Annotated in this window: 17 protein-coding genes; 11 read left to right on the top strand and 6 right to left on the bottom strand. The window is 65.1% G+C overall.

The genetic code is table 11. From position 1 onward, the window contains the following. Positions 1–348: 348 nt before the first annotated feature. Positions 349–855, bottom strand: coding sequence for a COG4315 family predicted lipoprotein (locus tag AB4089_RS22485; RefSeq protein WP_441411492.1), 507 nt, complete (start codon positions 853–855; stop codon positions 349–351). Positions 856–1,129: 274 nt separating this feature from the next. On the opposite strand from AB4089_RS22485, the gene AB4089_RS22480 reads away from it, so the two are divergent. Continuing rightward, complete coding sequence (locus tag AB4089_RS22480; protein ID WP_441411491.1) at positions 1,130–1,579, top strand: DapH/DapD/GlmU-related protein; 450 nt, start codon at positions 1,130–1,132, stop codon at positions 1,577–1,579. A gap of 178 nt (positions 1,580–1,757) precedes the next feature. On the opposite strand, the gene AB4089_RS22475 is transcribed toward AB4089_RS22480, so the two are convergent. Further along, entirely contained in the window at positions 1,758–2,039 is a 282-nt protein-coding gene (locus tag AB4089_RS22475) for a DUF3040 domain-containing protein (protein ID WP_441411490.1), read from the bottom strand. A gap of 473 nt (positions 2,040–2,512) precedes the next feature. On the opposite strand from AB4089_RS22475, the gene AB4089_RS22470 reads away from it, so the two are divergent. From AB4089_RS22470 to AB4089_RS22450, 5 genes are all read left to right on the top strand, one after another. Beyond that, a complete protein-coding gene (locus tag AB4089_RS22470) occupies positions 2,513–3,427 on the top strand; it encodes a LysR family transcriptional regulator (RefSeq protein WP_441411489.1) in 915 nt (304 codons plus the stop codon). Positions 3,428–3,544: 117 nt separating this feature from the next. Next, positions 3,545–4,642 (top strand): tartrate dehydrogenase, encoded by a 1,098-nt coding sequence (locus AB4089_RS22465; protein ID WP_441411488.1) that lies wholly within the window; start codon positions 3,545–3,547, stop codon positions 4,640–4,642. Between the two features lie 124 nt (positions 4,643–4,766). Then, positions 4,767–6,254 (top strand): C4-dicarboxylate transporter DctA, encoded by a 1,488-nt coding sequence (dctA, locus tag AB4089_RS22460; protein WP_441411487.1) that lies wholly within the window; start codon positions 4,767–4,769, stop codon positions 6,252–6,254. A 1-nt stretch (position 6,255) separates the two neighbouring features. Continuing rightward, positions 6,256–7,422: a glycerate kinase gene (locus AB4089_RS22455; RefSeq protein WP_441411486.1), complete on the top strand. Its 1,167-nt coding sequence runs from the start codon at positions 6,256–6,258 to the stop codon at positions 7,420–7,422. A 602-nt stretch (positions 7,423–8,024) separates the two neighbouring features. Further along, positions 8,025–8,510, top strand: a complete 486-nt coding sequence (locus AB4089_RS22450; RefSeq protein WP_441411485.1) for a hypothetical protein — start codon at positions 8,025–8,027, stop codon at positions 8,508–8,510. Between the two features lie 132 nt (positions 8,511–8,642). Here AB4089_RS22450 and AB4089_RS22445 read toward each other — a convergent pair whose 3' ends face one another. Continuing rightward, a complete protein-coding gene (locus AB4089_RS22445; RefSeq protein ID WP_441411484.1) occupies positions 8,643–8,858 on the bottom strand; it encodes a hypothetical protein in 216 nt (71 codons plus the stop codon). 1,105 nt (positions 8,859–9,963) lie between these two features. Between AB4089_RS22445 and AB4089_RS22440 the strand changes: the two genes are divergently transcribed. The 3 genes from AB4089_RS22440 to AB4089_RS22430 all read left to right on the top strand — a co-directional run bounded on the left by AB4089_RS22440 (position 9,964) and on the right by AB4089_RS22430 (position 12,027). Then, the gene (locus AB4089_RS22440; RefSeq protein WP_441411483.1) at positions 9,964–10,464 is read left to right on the top strand and encodes a DUF6328 family protein; all 501 of its coding nucleotides are present in this window, start codon (positions 9,964–9,966) and stop codon (positions 10,462–10,464) included. Then, positions 10,461–11,162 carry a DUF6766 family protein gene (locus AB4089_RS22435; RefSeq protein ID WP_441411482.1) on the top strand — a complete coding sequence of 234 codons (702 nt, stop codon included), beginning with the start codon at positions 10,461–10,463 and terminating at the stop codon, positions 11,160–11,162. The genes AB4089_RS22440 and AB4089_RS22435 overlap by 4 nt, the downstream gene beginning before the upstream one ends. Before the next feature lie 718 nt (positions 11,163–11,880). Beyond that, entirely contained in the window at positions 11,881–12,027 is a 147-nt protein-coding gene (locus tag AB4089_RS22430; RefSeq protein WP_441411481.1) for a lmo0937 family membrane protein, read from the top strand. A 37-nt stretch (positions 12,028–12,064) separates the two neighbouring features. Here AB4089_RS22430 and AB4089_RS22425 read toward each other — a convergent pair whose 3' ends face one another. After that, complete coding sequence (locus AB4089_RS22425) at positions 12,065–12,328, bottom strand: DUF5808 domain-containing protein (RefSeq protein ID WP_441411480.1); 264 nt, start codon at positions 12,326–12,328, stop codon at positions 12,065–12,067. A gap of 103 nt (positions 12,329–12,431) precedes the next feature. On the opposite strand from AB4089_RS22425, the gene AB4089_RS22420 reads away from it, so the two are divergent. Both AB4089_RS22420 and AB4089_RS22415 read left to right on the top strand, forming a co-directional pair. Then, complete coding sequence (locus AB4089_RS22420; protein ID WP_441411479.1) at positions 12,432–14,201, top strand: alkaline phosphatase D family protein; 1,770 nt, start codon at positions 12,432–12,434, stop codon at positions 14,199–14,201. Positions 14,202–14,425: 224 nt separating this feature from the next. Further along, the gene (locus tag AB4089_RS22415) at positions 14,426–15,250 is read left to right on the top strand and encodes a DUF1206 domain-containing protein (RefSeq protein WP_441411478.1); all 825 of its coding nucleotides are present in this window, start codon (positions 14,426–14,428) and stop codon (positions 15,248–15,250) included. A 114-nt stretch (positions 15,251–15,364) separates the two neighbouring features. On the opposite strand, the gene AB4089_RS22410 is transcribed toward AB4089_RS22415, so the two are convergent. Further along, positions 15,365–16,498 (bottom strand): YihY/virulence factor BrkB family protein, encoded by a 1,134-nt coding sequence (locus AB4089_RS22410; RefSeq protein ID WP_441411477.1) that lies wholly within the window; start codon positions 16,496–16,498, stop codon positions 15,365–15,367. Between the two features lie 116 nt (positions 16,499–16,614). Further along, a partial coding sequence (locus tag AB4089_RS22405) for a DUF3618 domain-containing protein (protein ID WP_441411476.1) occupies positions 16,615–17,124 on the bottom strand: 510 nt, incomplete at its 5' end.

The following is a 17,124-nucleotide window of genomic DNA, read 5'->3' as shown; positions in this document are numbered from 1 at the left end:
CCGCCAGGCAACCCTCAACGCCTGCCACGCCCGGCACCCTCACCGCTACCGGAACAAACCCACCGCACCAGCCGCCCCGGCCCACGCCGGCATCAACCACAAAACCAACCCGCTGTCACAAACAGCTTGATTCATTCCGAATCCGGCCCGATCCGGCACCAGTACGACCCGATCCGAAACCCAAAGTGTGGACAACGTCCACACCTCAAATTTTCTGGTCGACTCTGCCTCAATATTGCCGAACTTGCACCTCGCTCCACCGTCACACGGCACACTAATGCGGACACGATTGCCGGGGACGTGGCCCCGCAGCACACCGGCGAACCGGCAGGCCGAGTACCAGAAACCTCAGTACCCCATGGCGGCGCCCTTGATCATTTCGCCCGCCGGGTTTACCAGGTACCAGACGTCCTTGACGCCCTGGCCGAGGATGTCGCCCGGGGCCTTGTCGTTGACGAAGTTGTAGATAGGCAGACCGTTGATCGTCACTTGCTTCTTCCCGTTGGCGGTGGTGATGGTGCCGACGGTCCCGGTGACGCCTTCAACTGAGGGGGTCGCGGACGAAGTGGTCACGGCGGGCCACATTGCCACACAGGCATCGACGCAGGCGCTCTTGCCCGAATCTTTGACGTCCTTGGTGAAGACGTAGACGCTCATGCCCTTGCCGTCCACTACAATCTGGCCGGCGCTGGACGTCGCCGTCTTCAGTTCCGCGGCCGCCGAGGGCGCCGTCGAGGTCGAGTCGCTCGTCGCGGGTGCGGAGGAGCTGCTTGTGGTGCCGGCGGTGCCGCCGCAGGCACTGAGGACTGCGGCCAAGGCCAGTGCGCTGAGTCCCATGCCGAGTTGCTTCTTCATGTCTCGTTCCTTTTGCTCAGGCCCGGCCGAAAGAAGGCCGGACGCTAACCCCTACGACGCCACTGGGGGAAGAAAGGTTCACGGGACTGAACGTTAGGAGGCGGTTCCGGCCAGGACGAACGTTTCTGGAGGTCTGCTTCGGTGGCGGACGGGATCACCTGCTTGTCCTTTGCCTGGTCCGGCAGCGTTCCCAGATTGCCGGGCTTCTGGAATCAAATCTGAACAGGCCGCGTTAATTTCTTGTGGGCGTCATTGAGCGCCAGAAGGGAATGAAATGACAAGAAACATCGAGACCGTCGAAAACGAAAACGGCAGGTCCACTACTTACCGCCGGCATCCCAACGGAGGCGGCCTGATCGGTCCTGGCGCCCGGGCGGAAGGTGATTCCTTCATCGGTGCAACCACCTATGTCGAGGCCGGCGCCCGCGTCGGGTCCGGCTGTCGTATTGGCCGGGGAGGCTGGATCGACCGCCGGGCCATAGTCGGTGACCATGTCTTCATCGGAGACAACGTCTACGTCGGAGCTGGAGCCGTCCTGGGCAACAGGGTCCATATCGCCCGCCACTCACGCATCGGGGCGGGCGCGTGTATTGGATACGGGGTCCGGCTGCCCGCGGACAGCCACGTGCCGGAGGGCACCCGCATCGCCGACGCCCGGCGCTCCCGGAACGCCTTGATCCGCCGGCATCAGGCTCACGGCCCTGACTCCCGAATGGCAGCTTAGAGACCCCTCTCCGTACACCCGGCGGGGCCGAATCGCCGCAATATCCTGGATTGCTCCGGACGGTCGCCACCCCAGGACGTGAGCCTCAATCCCCCCGAGGCTCACAACAACCGCTATTCTGCGATTCCCGGCAGCACTGCCGTCCCTTGCGGCGCCGGGGCACCGTGAACTCCGCTCATCATCCCGGGCCTCCTGGATCAAGGGCCCAGCGCCAGGCGTACCCCATGGCATCGCCGAACACCAACAGAAATCCCAGGACGCCTAGACCCGCAAGCTGGGCGGAAAACCCTAGAATCATCAATGCGCAGCCCCCGAGTGCCAGCACAATGCCGACGGACCAGTGAAGCGGTAGCCGGGAGGACCTGTCTTTAGCAAGTTTCCGGGCCAGGGCCGGGCCGTCCGCTGCCAGCTCCGCTTCGAGTTCATGGAGGCGCCTGCGCTCATAGTCCGACAGCGGCATGGCAAACCTCCTTCCCTCGACCTTCAGTCACCGAAGAGGCAAGCGACCAACGCGCTTGCTTGCTTTCATTATCGGTCTGCAATTCACAGGGTTCCAGATCGCCCGACGCCTCTGGGGGCGCCGAGCCTCAGCAGTCCAGCAGTGGGTAGGCGGTTTCCAACCATCGTCGCAACAGGTTCGATTTGAAAATATCTGAATCCCTGTTCGTCATCGAGGTGCTGTCGGCTTGCACCAAACCAAGAGGCGCCCAACTAAAGTCTGCTGCAACCCAAGGCGTAGCTGCAGCCTAAGCACGGGGCGCGCAATCTCAGCCGTGGGACTGATTCCAAAAGCCTTCCGAATGGCGGGCCCATGACGCAGTACCAGTGCTCTGATAGGCGTAGGCTATCTTTGCTTCACCGCCGCCCGCTGTGCCGCCCCAGGGGCGTGCATTCCGGGGGGCGGGAAGCCCCCGGAATGGTGAAGGAGCTGTCGTGGACACCCGGAAGCTGAAGTATTTTCTGGCCGTCGTCGACCACGACGGCTTCAACCGCGCCGCGGAACACCTGCTGATCGCCCAGCCGTCCCTGTCCCAGACCATCGCGGGCCTGGAAAAGGAGCTGGGCGTGCCGCTGTTCCACCGCATCGGCCGCCGCGCGGTCCTCAGCGAAGCGGGCAAGGAACTCGTCGGACCGGCCCGGCTGGTGATGCGGGACCTTGATGCCGCGCAGTCCGCGGTGCAGGCGCTGCGCGGCGTGCGGAGCGGGCGGCTGGACATTATCACCATGCCCTCCCCCGGCATCGAACCGCTGACCTCGATGATCGCCGAGTACACGCGCACGCATCCCTCGGTCCGGCTTAACGTCAGCGCAGCGTTTACGCCCGAGGAAGTCATTGAATCCGTCCGCAACGGCAGCACCGAAATCGGCCTGGCCGGATCCCCAAACCCCATCCGGGTCCCGGGAGTCCAGGTCCTGGAGCTGGAACGCCAGCCGCTGATCCTGATCGTCAACCCGCAGGCGGACACGTTTGGCCCGGGGACGGCCATTCAGCGCGAGGATCTTGGCGGCCACCGGCTGATCGCAAGCCAGCGCGGATCCCTGATGCGCTGGCTGGTCGATGATGCGCTGGCCCGGGGCGTCAACACGGAAATCGTGGTGGAGGTAGCGCACCGGACCTCGATCCTGCCGCTGGTCCTGGCGGGCGTGGGACACGCCGTCATGCCGTCATCCTGGGCTCCGCTGGCGCACAAGTCAGGGTTGCGGACCCTGCTGATCGAGCCAGTGTCCCACCTGGACGTCGCCATCCTGAGCCGCAAGGAAGACCTGACCCCTGCCGCCAGAGCCTTCCTGGCCGTCGCAGAGCTGCATGTGGCAGTAGCCCAGGGCCCGCAGCCGAACGACCAATAGGCTAAGCCTATTTACCGTATCGAATCTTGGTCTTGGACGGCGTATGGTGCCGGATCGTCTACTTGAAGAGGACAGGCAGTGTGACGCTGCTAACACACTCAACGAGGAGGTAGGCACATGAGCGCCACCCAGAAATTCAGCATCGCTTCGATTCCCGCCGACGGCGTGGGCAAGGAAGTTGTCTCCGCCGGACGCCGCGTCCTGGACGCCCTGGCACAGAATTCAGGCGGCAGGTTCGCCTTCGACTGGACCGAGTTCCCGTGGGGTTGCGGCTACTACGAAAAGACCGGCCAGATGATGGATCCCAAGGGCCTGGAGGCCCTGAAGAACTTTGACGCCATCTACTTCGGCGCTGTCGGCTGGGAAAACGTCCCGGACCACATCAGCCTCTGGGGCCTGCGCCTGAACATCACGCAGAACTTCGACCAGTGGGCCAACATCCGCCCGGTGAAGTTCCTCCCCGGCATCCAGTCCCCGCTGCGCAAGGCCGACCACACCGAGCTCGACTGGATCGTCGTCCGCGAAAACAGCGAAGGCGAGTACGCCGGGCTGGGCGGACGGAACCTCAGCGGCCGCGGCCCCGGCAACGAAGTGGCCCTCCAGACAGCCCTGTTCACCGAAAAGGGCTGCGAGCGGATCATGCGCTTCGCCTTCGACCTCGCCCGGACCCGTACCGTGAAGAAGGTCTCCTCCGTCACCAAGTCCAACGCCCAGCAGTACGGCATGGTCCTCTGGGACGAAACGTTCCAGCGCGTGGCCCTGGACTACCCGGACGTGGCCACCGAAAGCGTCCTGGTCGACGCCATGAGCGCCAAGTTCATCCTGCACCCCGAAGACCTTTCCGTCGTTGTCGCCTCGAACCTTAATGCGGACATCCTCTCGGACCTCGGCTCCGCCCTGGCCGGAAGCCTCGGCCTGGCGGCCAGCGCGAACCTGAACCCGGAACGCCGCTTCCCGTCCATGTTTGAACCGGTGCACGGCTCCGCGCCGGACATCGCCGGCAAGGGCATCAGCAACCCCATCGGCGCGATCGCCAGCGCCGCCCTGATGCTTGACCACTTCGGCCTGCACGAGGAAGCCCGCCGCGTCGAGGCCGCGATCGAGCAGACCACCGCCGCCGGCTACCTGACGCGCGACGTCGGCGGCGAAGCCAACACCGACGACGTCACTGAGGCCATCATCCAGGCCCTCACCCACACTCTGGCTGCCGTCTAGCCGGACCACCTTCGGGGCGGGCGGCGCCGCGCGCCGTCGCCGCTGCCCGCCCGACCCAGCTCTTCATTCTTCAAGCCATTCTTCAAGCACCACGCCATTCACATTCCACAATGAGGTAGGAATCATGGGACCAATCACCACTGCGGGCGCAGCCGCGGCAGCTAAGAATCAAACCCCCAAGACACGCTGGTACCGCCAGCTGTACTTCTGGGTATTGACCGGCATCGTCCTCGGCATTCTCGTGGGCTGGCTCGCGCCCTCCGCCGGTATCGCCCTGGAACCGATCGGCACCACGTTCGTCAACGCCATGAGAATGCTGATCGGGCCGATCGTGTTCCTGACCATCGTCGGGGGCATCGCCAGCGTTGCGGACCTGAAGAAGGTCGGCTTGACCGGCCTGAAGGCCCTGACGTATTTCCAGATCGGCACCATCTTCGCCCTGCTCTTCGGCCTGGTCGCCATCAACGTCTTCCGCCTCGGCGAGGGCGTCAACGCCAACGCCAGCGCGATCAAGACTACGGACTCCGCGGCCAAGCTCATCGACGCCGGCGCGCACCAGGAGTGGTGGCAGTTCCTGACCCACATCATCCCCACCAGCATCGTCGCGCCCTTCGTGGAAGGCGACATCCTGCAGATCATCTTCATTGCCGTGATCTTCGGTATCGCCCTGAACGCCATGGGCAAAGTCGGCGCGCCCGTCCTTGACGGTGTCCAGCGCCTCACCGGGGTCATGTTCAAGATCCTGGGCTTCATCATGAAGGCCGCTCCGCTGGGTGCGTTCGGCGCCATGGCCTTCGCTGTCGGCAAGTACGGCGTCTCCTCCCTCTCCAGCATGGGCGGGCTGATCGCCCTCTTCTACGCCACCTCAATCCTGTTCGTCGTCGTGGTCCTCGGATCCGTCATGGCCTTCCTGAAGCTGAACATCTTCAAGATGATCCGCCACCTCAAAGAGGAGTACCTGCTGATCCTGGGCACCTCCACCGCCGAACCGGCGCTGCCGGGCCTGATGCGCAAGCTTGAACACGCCGGGGTCAAGAAGGAAACAGTCGGACTCGTCGTGCCCACCGGCTACAGCTTCAACCTCGACGGCGCCGCCATCTACCTTTCGCTGGCTGCCGTCTACATCGCGCAGGCCACCAACACCTCCCTGACCATCGGCCAGCAGCTGGGCCTGATTGCGGTCATGCTGCTCACCTCCAAGGGCGCGGCAGGCGTCGCCGGCGGCGGTTTCATCGCCCTGACCGCCACGCTGGCCACCGTCGGCACCATCCCGGCCGCCGGCATCATGCTCATCTTCGGCATCGACAAGTTCATGTCCGAATGCCGGGCCCTGGTGAACTTCACCGGCAACGCCGTCGCCACGCTCTTCATCGCCTGGTGGGACCGGACGCTGGACGCGGACCGTGTCCGCCGCGTCTTCAACGGCGAAGCCGTGGAGCCGCTGCCCAGCGAGGACCCGACACCCCTCGACGAATTCACGGACATCGCCGCCGACCTGACCGGCCACGACCCCCACACACCCAAGGAGATCAGCCCCCAGCCCACGGAACCGGCCAACAAGGATCTGGCATCGAGCGAGGACCGCCACCCTGTCTACTCGAAAAGCAACTGACATGGCCACAGCACCCGCCCCGAAAAGCGTGCGGGCCCTGATCGCACCGGACAAATTCAAAGGCAGCCTCACCGCCGGCGAAGTGGCCGATGCCCTGGCAGCAGGACTGCGTTCGGCAGCCGGATCCGGAATCGGATCCATCGACTGTGAACTGCTTCCCCTGGCGGACGGAGGGGACGGCAGCGTCGATGCCGCCGTCGCCTCCGGTTTCACCCGGCGCAGCTACACCGTCGCTGGACCCACCGGCCAGCCCGTCCAGGCCAGCATCGCGTTCGACGGCGCCACCGCCGTCGTCGAAGTGGCCAACACGTGCGGCCTAGGGCTCCTGCCGGACGGCAACCTTGAACCGCTGGCTGCCTCCAGCCGCGGCTTCGGCGAAGCTGTCCTGTTCGCCCTCAGCCTGCGGCCGGCCAGGATCGTTCTGGCCCTCGGCGGCAGCGCCAGCACCGACGGCGGCATGGGAATGCTCACAGCCCTCGGCTACAGCTTCCGCGACGCCGCCGGCCGCCAGCTCTACGGCAGCGGCGGGGCGCTGGCCCAGATCCACAGCATCCACCGGACCGCCCTGCCGGAACTGGCCGGAATCGAGCTCGTCGTCGCCAGCGACGTCCACAACCCGCTGCTCGGCGCCCAGGGCGCACCGGCGGTTTTCGGTCCCCAAAAGGGCGCCGGCCCCGAGGAAATCGCGGCCCTGGACAAAGGCCTCGCGCATTTCGTCGCCCGGCTGACGGCAGCGGGATTGGCCGACGCGGCGCAGCTGGCTGAACACGAGGGCGCCGGAAGTGCCGGGGGGCTCGGCTACGCCTGCCTGCTCCTGGGGGCACAGCAGGTCTCCGGCGCCGACTACTTCCTGGACCTGCTGGACTTCAATGCGCGCAAGGACCACTGCGACATCGTCATCACCGGCGAAGGCAGCCTGGACGAGCAAACCCTCGCCGGGAAGTTGCCCGCCGCCGTCGCACGCCGGTCCGGGTCCCGTCCCATCATCGCTGTCGCCGGCCGTTCCCTCCTGCCCCAGGAACGGTGGGCCGAAATGGACCTCACCCGGGTGTACACGCTGGCCGACTACACGGATCAGGACTCGTCCAAAGACCCCGAACTGTCCACGTCATTGCTCCGGCGAATCGGACAGGACATCGGACAAGACATCGGAACCAACCTCCTATAGCGGGTCTTCTTCTTGCCCGGCGCTGTTGGTGCTCGACCCGTTCCGGCGTCCGCGCCCGTGGCCCGCAGGTCGGAACCCAGCGCGGCCGGCACACCCCTGGCCGTCCGGTATGAGGGCCGGATCTGGGCCGTGGCAGCCGATCCGGTGCACTGGTTCGCCCGGGATGCCTGGTGGGACACCCGGCGCACGGCAGCCGTCCGTCGGCAGCGGCGACCCGGTCAGCATCCAATACTGGAGGGTGCAGGTCCGTCTTGGCTCCAGCTCCGCGCTGCGGACTTTCACGCTGCGCCGGAACCCTCGCGAACTCCGTCCTCCGCCCTTGCTCCCGGACGGAGCCGCGGGCACGATGACAGATAAGAACAACAACCGGCCCGCCCGGACCGGCCCGATCAGCACCGTGGAGGATTCATGCGAAGGGAAATCAGTATCCACACGCCAGGGCGCTCCAGCGCCGCCGCTTACAGACTCGATGACCTCGATAAGGTCATCGGACTCGGCTGCGACCACCGCGATCGGGCACCCGGAGAGCGGCAAGGCCCAGAGGACTTCAGAGACTGCGATCAGCACGGCGGCCCCACCCGGCTGGGTATGGTGCCGCGGCCATGAGAATCATCCGAGCGCTGGCCACCGGGGCCGTGGCCGGAGCCGCAGGGACCACGGCACTGAACACGATCTCCTACCTTGACATGGTCTGGAGGGGCCGTCCGGCCAGCAGCACCCCGGAGTCCACCGTAGAAAAGCTGGCAGACGTCACCGGAGTCACGATCCCAGGTACCGAAAACGAACGCGCGAACCGCGTCGCCGGGCTCGGCCCGCTGACGGGCCTCGCCGTGGGTGTCGGCATCGGTTGCGTCCTCGGGTTGGCCCGCATGGCCGGATACCGACCCGGGCTCCTCGGTTCTTCACTTACCGCCACGGCCGGCGCACTCATTGGCAGCAATGCGCCAATGACTGTCCTCGGAATAACAGACCCCCGCACCTGGTCCGCGATGGACTGGGCGAGCGACATCCTCCCGCATCTGGCCTACGGGCTCGTGACCGGCGCCACGCTGCAGGCACTGGACCCGGTCGCCTCCCGCCGGACCTGACGGCCCAACCCAGGCTCAGCACGACCCCGCAGACGTTCGGCCCATTCCATGGCGGCTACGAGATGACCCCCCGTTGGGACGGTTGCCCAGCCAGATTGCCGTCGTTCCGGTACCAGCCCAGTCAGGGGTGGCCTACCATTCCTGACGTTCGCGGGTCAGTCCGAAGGGGACGGCATCGCTGAGATCGACCGTGAAGGAGGCGGGACCATGTTGGGTGACCAGGATTCCCTGACGCCCTTCGCGCATTGCCTGTGTCAAGGCGGCACCGACGGCTTCGTCGAGCTGGCGTTCGATGCTCGCCCGGTCGGTTGCCATGACGGCCACCGGGAGGTCAGTAGTTGTATTCATGTGGATCTGACTTTCTTGTGTGTCGACAGTAATTGGGCTTTCACAGGCGCCCGTGACCGGCAGCTGACGGTATGTCAACCAATTTATTGAATGCTGAAGTATCGAAGATTCGTTCCGCTTCATCAAGTCGCTCGGCTGGCGCCGTTCGTCACTACTCGATGGTTGCGCTGCCCAGGGTGCACATCAGAGGTGGTCAGCCAGCCAGGCTTGGGCATGTCAGGCAACCAAGAGTGCTTCAGCATTGCCCGGGCGGCGGACGCTCGGCGTTCGTGCTCTCGCTCGAAGGCGACGAAAGTTACTTTTGAAGTCTCCGCCTCTTGCCTCAGGTTAAATGAATTGCATTCATATTAGAATAGCTCATCCGGGCAACACCGGCGGCCAGTCCGGTCCGCAGTGGTCGGTCTGCCGACGGTCAGGCAGCGGCGGTCGGCGCCCGGACGCCAAGGAGTAATGGCCATTCACGCAGCCTGACCCACACCGGAGTTCGTGAAATTCCTGATGGACAAAGTGCCACGAACCTCGTCGCTCACCAGGGGTGACTGCCCGGCGACAGAGCCCTTCAATGGGCACCGGTACCATCCACTGCCGCGCCACTAATGTCTCGGTCCTTCGGTATGCAAATGTTTACCTCCCTAACAGCGTGCTGGCTCTTATCTGAATCGCTGACCTGGAGTGGAGTGCCTTCTCGACTGCTCCAAGTGAGCGAAAGTACTGCGCCGGGATATAGCTGCCCCAAGGAAGACAGCGTGCTCACCGCCGATGGACAGGCCGATGCCCAGGAGTGGTGTGGCCGTGGGCGGTGAAGGTGCACGACGTCTGGACATAGCTCCCGGGTGCATGCTTCCCATCTGACACTTCCCACTTCCTCTGGAGATCGCTCCCGGGCCGGTGTGGCATGTCGAAGAACGAGGACATTGTGTCTGCTGTCGTGGAAGCCGACTGTTCCAGTCTGAGGTTGGCAAAACTTGCAGTTTTCGCCCGCCTTAAAATATTCAGCAGACTTACTACCGGCTTGTATTTTGGCAACTCTCAAGCCTAGGTTGAGGGTAGGGCCGCAGGCTGCGGCAGGTTCACCATGGTTTCGGGATTGCACGGAGGAGTACCGATGACAGGCCCAGCGGCGCCGAAGGACGACGGCCGGGACGAATCGCTCGCTGAGCGGATGGACCGCAACTGGGTGGAGCTGCTGCAGGAACTGCGGGTGCTCCAGACCGGGGTCCAGATTCTCGCCGGCTTCCTCCTGACGCTGCCGTTCCAGTCCCGCTTCGAAACGCTGGACGATTACCAGATCCGGCTCTACCTCGCCACCGTCGTCGTGGCCGCCCTCACCACGGCCACGATCCTGCTGCCGGTCAGCGTGCACCGCCGGCTGTTCCGGCAGGGGCTGAAGGAAACGCTCGTGGCCAGCGCCGATATTATCGCGAAGATCGCGCTGGCCGGCGTCGCGCTGCTGAGCGTGGGGACCACGTCGCTCATCTTCGACGTCACCATAGGCCGGACGGCGGGCGTGATCGCCGGCGTCGGGCTGCTGGCTGTGTTGGCACTGCTTTTGGTTCTTGTCCCTGCCCGGATCCGTCGGCAGGCACGCGAGGAGGACTCCCCATGACCGACGTTTCACGCGGGCGGCGCACGGGACGAACCACGGGCCAGTGGGTCAAGGAGCGCGGATTGCTGCTGGCCAACATTGGGCTGTTCGCCGTGTTCTTCGGCGGCATGATCCTCAGCGGGGCGAGCACCTACAGCGACGAGCAGCTGGCCCATGGGGAGCCGGCCGTGAACGTCCTGCAGTACCTCGGCACCGGGAACTTCCTGGAGGCGACGTTCGAGAACTGGGAGTCGGAATTCCTGCAGATGGGCATGTACGTCATCCTGACCGTCGTCCTGCTCCAGAAAGGGTCCTCCGAGTCCAAGCCCATGGGCCACACCGCCCCGCAGGACGAGGACCCCCGGCATGCAAAGCTCAAGGCATCCACCCCGTGGCCCGTGCGGCGCGGCGGCTGGCTGCTCAAGCTCTACGAACACTCGCTCTCGATCATGTTCCTCGTGCTGTTCCTGGCGTCCTTCGTCCTGCATGCGGTGGGCGGGGCTGACGACTACAACGGTGACCAGCAGGCGCACGGCCAGCCCACGGTGACGGTGCTGGGCTATCTGGCCACGAGCCGCTTCTGGTTCGAGTCCTTCCAGAACTGGCAAAGCGAGTTTTTGGCGGTGGCGGTACTGGTGGGCGCCTCTGTCTACCTGCGCGAGAAGGGCTCCCCCGAGTCCAAGCCGGTGGCCGAACCGCACTACGAGACCGGCGCCTGAATCCCGGCCGGTATTTTTGGCCCACGTGGTGACGGCATTCGGAGCCGGGGCGTGATTTCCCAATGCGCACCGGGTTTATGGATGGGCATGCGCGGCGCGGCGGGCGCCGAGGCGATCAGCCCTCTGCAGCTGTGCCGCTGCGTCCCGGTATCCGTAATCGGCATCGCAGCAACCGGTCAATAGCGGGAACATGCAAGTCAGCTCCGGCTGAGAGCGGCCGTAAAGTTGCTGCGTCAGACAGAACCCTCCCGGGGCGCACATCCAACGATGCCTTGCCCGTCAGCTTCTGCAGTCTTGTTCCCATTCTTGTGGCTGCATCGCAACACCGCCGCCGTCGACGATCTGCTCCGCACGGCAGATAGATGGCGAATAGCACTAGCATTCCGGAAGTGGAGCTGCGAGTGACCGTTCCTTGGAGAGCCTTGCCGGGTGGCAGTCTCTTCTTGGTTGCCATTTTCAAGAACGCGGCCCTGGAATAGGGTGAAGCGCACCACGCGATAGACGCGTGGCCCTTTGGCCGGAATCGCGAACTTGGATCTTGGGGAATGGATGCGACATCAGGGGTGATGAGAGTGGGCGGTACGACGGGGCGACTGGCCGTCACTGCCCCTCAGCGTGCCTCCGTCCATAATGTCATGCCTGCCGTGCGCCAAAGTGACGAGACCGGCCAGAGGCAAAAATCAGCATTTCCATCCGCAGACACACAAGGGAGACTCTCATGTTGCTATGGATAGCCATCATTATTGCTGTTCTCTGGCTCCTCGGATTGCTTGGCGGCATCGGAGGGGGGCTCATTCACCTGCTTTTGGTTATTGCCGTGGTGGTTCTGGTCTTCCACTTCATCCGCGGCAGGTCCCGCACTTAGATAAGCCGGAACAGCGGTTGGCGGCGACTGGCGGGTGTCAACGAACGATGGTCACCAAGAAGATCAGGGCGAAGATATCGGCCACCAGCATCGCCGCGCCGGGGCTGCCGAGGTTCAGAGTCCATCCAATGGCGAACCGGCGCGGCACAAGCAGTGCACGGCCTAGTGTTTCCCAACGGTCTCGCCCTCCGGCCCGGCACCAGCGGCTCGGGTTCGATAGGGCAACTGGCTGCCGTCGCGTTTGCCGCCCAGGAACAGCACGAGCGTCCGGGCGTTCGCGGCGGGGGTCGCGACGGGTCATGTCGAAGGCAGGTTACGTGAGGCATCAGGCTAGCGCAGGGGCCCAGGGCCTGCCTTTCCCGCCGGGAATGGCCGCATCCGGGCCGGGCCGGTACAACTAAGTTATGACGACCTCTCCCCTGGTGCTCGGCCCGATGATCCGGTACGTGGATGAGACCTCGGCGAGCGTGTGGGTGGAGACCCCGGCCGCTGCCCGCGTCTCCATCCGTGCCGGCGGCAGGGACTGGGCGGCCAGGACGTTCGCGGTCCACGGCCACCACTACGCGCTGGTGGAGCTGGACGGCCTGCAACCTGGAACGGTCACGCCCTACACCCTCGACATCAACGGAACACGGGTCTGGCCCGACCCTTCGTCCGGGTTCCCGCCGTCGATGATCGCGACACTGAAGCCCGGGAAGCCACTGCGGATGGCCTACGGCTCCTGCCGGACCAGTGTGCCGCACGATGAGTCCGGCAACCGGACCCACGGCGTCGACTCGCTGCGCGCCTTCGCTCTGGGGATGGCGGCCGGCCGTGAACTGCCGCGGCCGGATCTGTTGGCCTTCATCGGGGACCAGGTGTACGCCGACCTAACCAGCGCGCAGATGCAGGAGTTCATCCGCGCACGGCGGGACATCAAGGCACCACCCGGCGAGGAGCTCAAGGACTACGAGGAATACGCCCATCTGTACTATCTGGCCTGGTCAGACCCCGCGAACCGGTGGCTGCTATCCACCCTGCCCACCGCCATGATCTTCGATGACCATGACATCCGCGACGACTGGAATACCTCGCTGAGCTGGAAGAAGAAAATGGAAGCCACCTCCTGGTGGCATGGGCGGATTGTTGCGGGGCTGGCCTCGTACTGGGTGTATCAGCATCTGGGGAACATGTCACCGCAGGATCGGGCGAAGGATGCCCTCTGGCAGCAGATCGCCCGGCACACGGGCGAGCACGAAATCGACGTCGGCCGGCAGTTGGACAGTTTCGCGGACCGGGCTGATCGGGACCCGAAATCCTACCGGTGGAGCTACTGCCGGGATTTCGGGGACACTCGGCTGATAGTTGTGGACTCCCGTGCTGCCCGGGACCTGACGCCGGACGATCGCGCCCTCGTCGACAAGGCCGAAATGGCGTGGCTCGACGACCGGATGCGTGGCGGTTTCCGCCACCTGCTCGTGGCGACTTCGCTTCCTTTCCTGCTGCCGATGGGCCTGCACTACGTCGAGTCCTGGAATGAGGCCGTTTCCCAAGGCGCGTGGGGAAAACGTGCCGCCCGCGCCGGCGAGAGTCTGCGCCAGGCGCTGGACCTTGAACACTGGGGTGCCTTCCAGAACAGCTTCCGGGAGGTTGCGGCCATGGTGACCGAGGTTGCCGACGGCAAACGCGGCGCGGCACCGGAAACAATCGCCTTTCTCTCCGGGGACGTCCACTACTCCTACGCTTCGGAGGTGCAGCGCGGCTCGGGCAGCCGGATAGTGCAGGCCGTCTCCTCCCCCATCCGCAATCCGCTGCCCCGGCTGATGCGGTCCTTTGCGGCCATCATGTCCTACGGGCTGGCCGCCCCGGTCGGCGTCCTGGTGGCGCGCTCGGCCAAGGTCCCGGACCCGCCCTTCCGCTGGGCCGGGATCAGAGGCCCTTGGTTCGACAACAACCTGGCCTTCCTCGAGGTAGCACCGGAAGGGCTGAAACTATGGTGGCAGACCGGCGTCGTGGACGCCGGCGACCACATGCACCCCCGGCTGGAACGCATCGCCTCCGTCACAGTGGCGCCGCGGATCCCCGCCACGAGTTCCCGGCCCGGCATGGAGCCGCCGTTCTCGCCAGAACCGGGGAAGCACAGGACCGACACCAGGACCGCACGGTGGCGACACCGGAGGAAAGGCCGGCCATAGGCCGATCGCAAACCGCCGCCGAAACACGCGCTTTCGTGTCGCCGGAGATGAACCAAACAGCGCCCGAGTACCCGCCTCCTATTTCGTGTTCCGATAGCGCCATTCCTCCCTGTCCGGGTCGTTCCCGGGGTCTGTCGGGCCGGCCACGAATGGATTTAGACTGGAGCATTCCGCGACGCTGAGCGGGCAACAGGAGATCAAGTTCATGTCGGGAAGGGCTGGCCATGAGCGATGCCTCGCAGAAGGCTAATCGAGCGGTGTCCGAAGCGGCGTCGGCGAGCCGGGGCCCCGCCTTGCGAGTTCTGGCTCGCGCCGGATTCGTCGCCATCGGCCTCCTCCACATCTTGATCGGATTCATTGCCCTCCAGATCGATAGGGGTCAGGGCGGCGAGGCCGACCAGTCCGGCGCGATCGGATCGCTCGCCTCGAAACCGGGCGGCCCGCTACTGCTCTGGGCCGGGGTTGTTGGCTGCGCCGCACTGGCCCTATGGATGCTGACTGAGGCCATCTTCGAGGCCCGCTCTGAAGCCGATTCGAAGAAGAAGCTTCAAGGGGCAGGTGTGGCCGTGGTAAAGGCCGTGATATACGGTTTTGTGGCCTTCACGTTCGCGGTCTTCGCCTCGGGCGGCGGCAAGAACTCCAGCCAGTCGACCAGTGATTTCACCGCGAAGATGATGGGGGCCCCTGGCGGCGTGGTGCTGCTGATCGCGGTCGGTCTGGCGATCATCGCGTCCGGCGCCTACTACGTCTATCGGGGCGTCACACGGAATTTCATGAAGGACCTGCAGGACCCCGGCAGCGCCCGCGCAGTGGTCGAGTGGATCGGGATCGTTGGCTACGCCGCCAAAGGCGTGGTGCTCGTCGTCGTCGGCGTCCTGATCATCGTTGCCGCGGCCACCGCGGATCCATCGAAATCCACCGGCCTGGACGGGGGCCTGAAGACCCTCGGCGTCCAGCCGTACGGGGTGTTCCTTCTCGCCGCTGCCGCGGCAGGGTTGCTGTGCTATGGCGTGTACTCGATGGCCCGCGCACGCTACTGGAGGTTTTGAGTACTACTCAAAGGTGCGACCTAGACCATCGGGGGTCGTCCGTGCACCAGACAAGGCACACCGTGGGCGCGCGCCGGAAAATAGCCCTTGACTTCGCCGGACCGGGCTTCGACATCAGCTGCGGTCCATTCTTGTGGCGCCGCCGGGTGGAGCACTCCTGTCCCCGTGGTCCGGCTGGTCCTCGTCTGGGCCGCCGTGCTGTTCCCGCAGTTCCCGTCCGCGGCGGATGTCCTCTTCCTCGCGGGCCTGGAGCTTGTCGCTCTGTTTCGTGTCCCGTGGTGGCAGCTGGATGGTCTCTTCGGCCGCGATGCCGGCCTGGAGCTGGCGGCCGCGTTCCATTTCGGCGTCGAATTCGGCACCGAAGAGCAGCGACATGTTCAGGATCCAGAGCCACAGCAGCGAGATGATGACGCCGCCGATCGCACCGTAGGTCTTCTCGTAGCTGTTGAAGTTGGCCACGTAGAAGGCGAAGGCCAGGGATGCCAGCAGGAAGATCACCAGGGCGATGGTGGATCCCAGGCTCATCCAGCGGAACCTGGGCTGCTGTACGTTCGGGGTGGCGTAGTAGAGGATGGCGATCACCAAGATCACGAGCAGCAGGATCACCGGCCACTTGAGAATGTTCCACGCCGTCAGGACGGCTCCGCCCAGGCCGATGGCGTTGCCGACCGCGTCCGCCACCGGGCCGCTCAGGACCAGCATGGCGGAGAGTACGAGGACGATCAGCACGGTGGCAATCGTGACCAGGAGCATCGTGCCCCGAAGTTTGATGAACGCCCGGCCCTCATCGATTTCGTAGATCCGGTTCATGGCGCGGCCAAACGCCCCGACGTAGCCGGAGGCTGACCACAGGGCGGTGAGGATGCCAAGCACCAGGGTGAATCCGGCAGCGGAGGAGCTGCTGAGCTGCTCGACTGGCTGGCGGATGGCGTCCACAGTGCCACCCGGCGCGAACCCCTGGACGATCTCCAGGAGCGCAGAGGTGCTCTTCCCGGCCTGCCCGAAAATGCCCAGCAACGACACGATGGCCAGCAGCGCCGGAAATATGGAGAGGACCGAGTAGTAGGTCAGGGCTGCGGCGAGATCCGGGGACTGGTCCTTGGTGAATTCACGCAGGGTCTTCTTGGCGATGTACTTCCAGGACGGCTTGGTGACGTCGGTGGGGCTGTCCGGTTTGCGGGCGTCGTCCGGGGCCGGCGCCGTGCGGGCCTTGGCGGTGCTGCTCTGGGCTGTTTCGGGGCCGGTCATGGAGTCATGTTCTGGATTGGCAGGGTTCGTGGCCACGGAAGATCCTTCTTGGGTTAAGCGGCGTGGCCGGCCGCCCAGCGCTTGAGCGAGGGCTGCCGGCCGCTGTCCGATGCGGCTTAGGCCTGCTGAACGTTGTCCTTGGCCTCGGCGGCCCGGTCTTGGACGTCTGCCACAGCGGTTTGGCCTTCTGCCTTGAGGTGCTCGGTGGCGTCGACGGCGGTTGCCTTGACGTTCTCCATGGCTTCCTGGACGGGCGCTTTGAGGCCCTCGGCCACATGCTTTGCCGCGTCCGTCAGTTCCGTCGTGAGCGGCTCGGCAGCGGTCTTCAGCGCGTCGGCGGCTTCCCGTTCCTTCTGGCTGGCAGGGAGCAGGGAGGAGACCAGCAGRCCGGCGCCGAAGGCGATCAACCCGGCAGCGAGCGGGTTTCCTTGGGTTTTTGTCTTCAGCTGTGCCGGCGCGGTGGCGACGGCGGATCCCGCGTCGCTGACATGCGCGCCGGCGTGTTCTGCGGCGGAGTGAACGTTGTCGGCGGTGTCCTCGGCGGCTCCCATGACCTTTTCCTTCACTCCGAAGACGGCGTCCTTGACCTTGTCGGTTTGCCGCTGGACGATGTGCGACTGTGCGAC

Origin of the sequence: Arthrobacter sp. 2MCAF15 (assembly GCF_052115605.1) — a bacterium.
In the GTDB taxonomy this organism is placed as follows: domain Bacteria; phylum Actinomycetota; class Actinomycetes; order Actinomycetales; family Micrococcaceae; genus Arthrobacter.
This window is presented reverse-complemented; position numbering and strand designations above follow the sequence as displayed.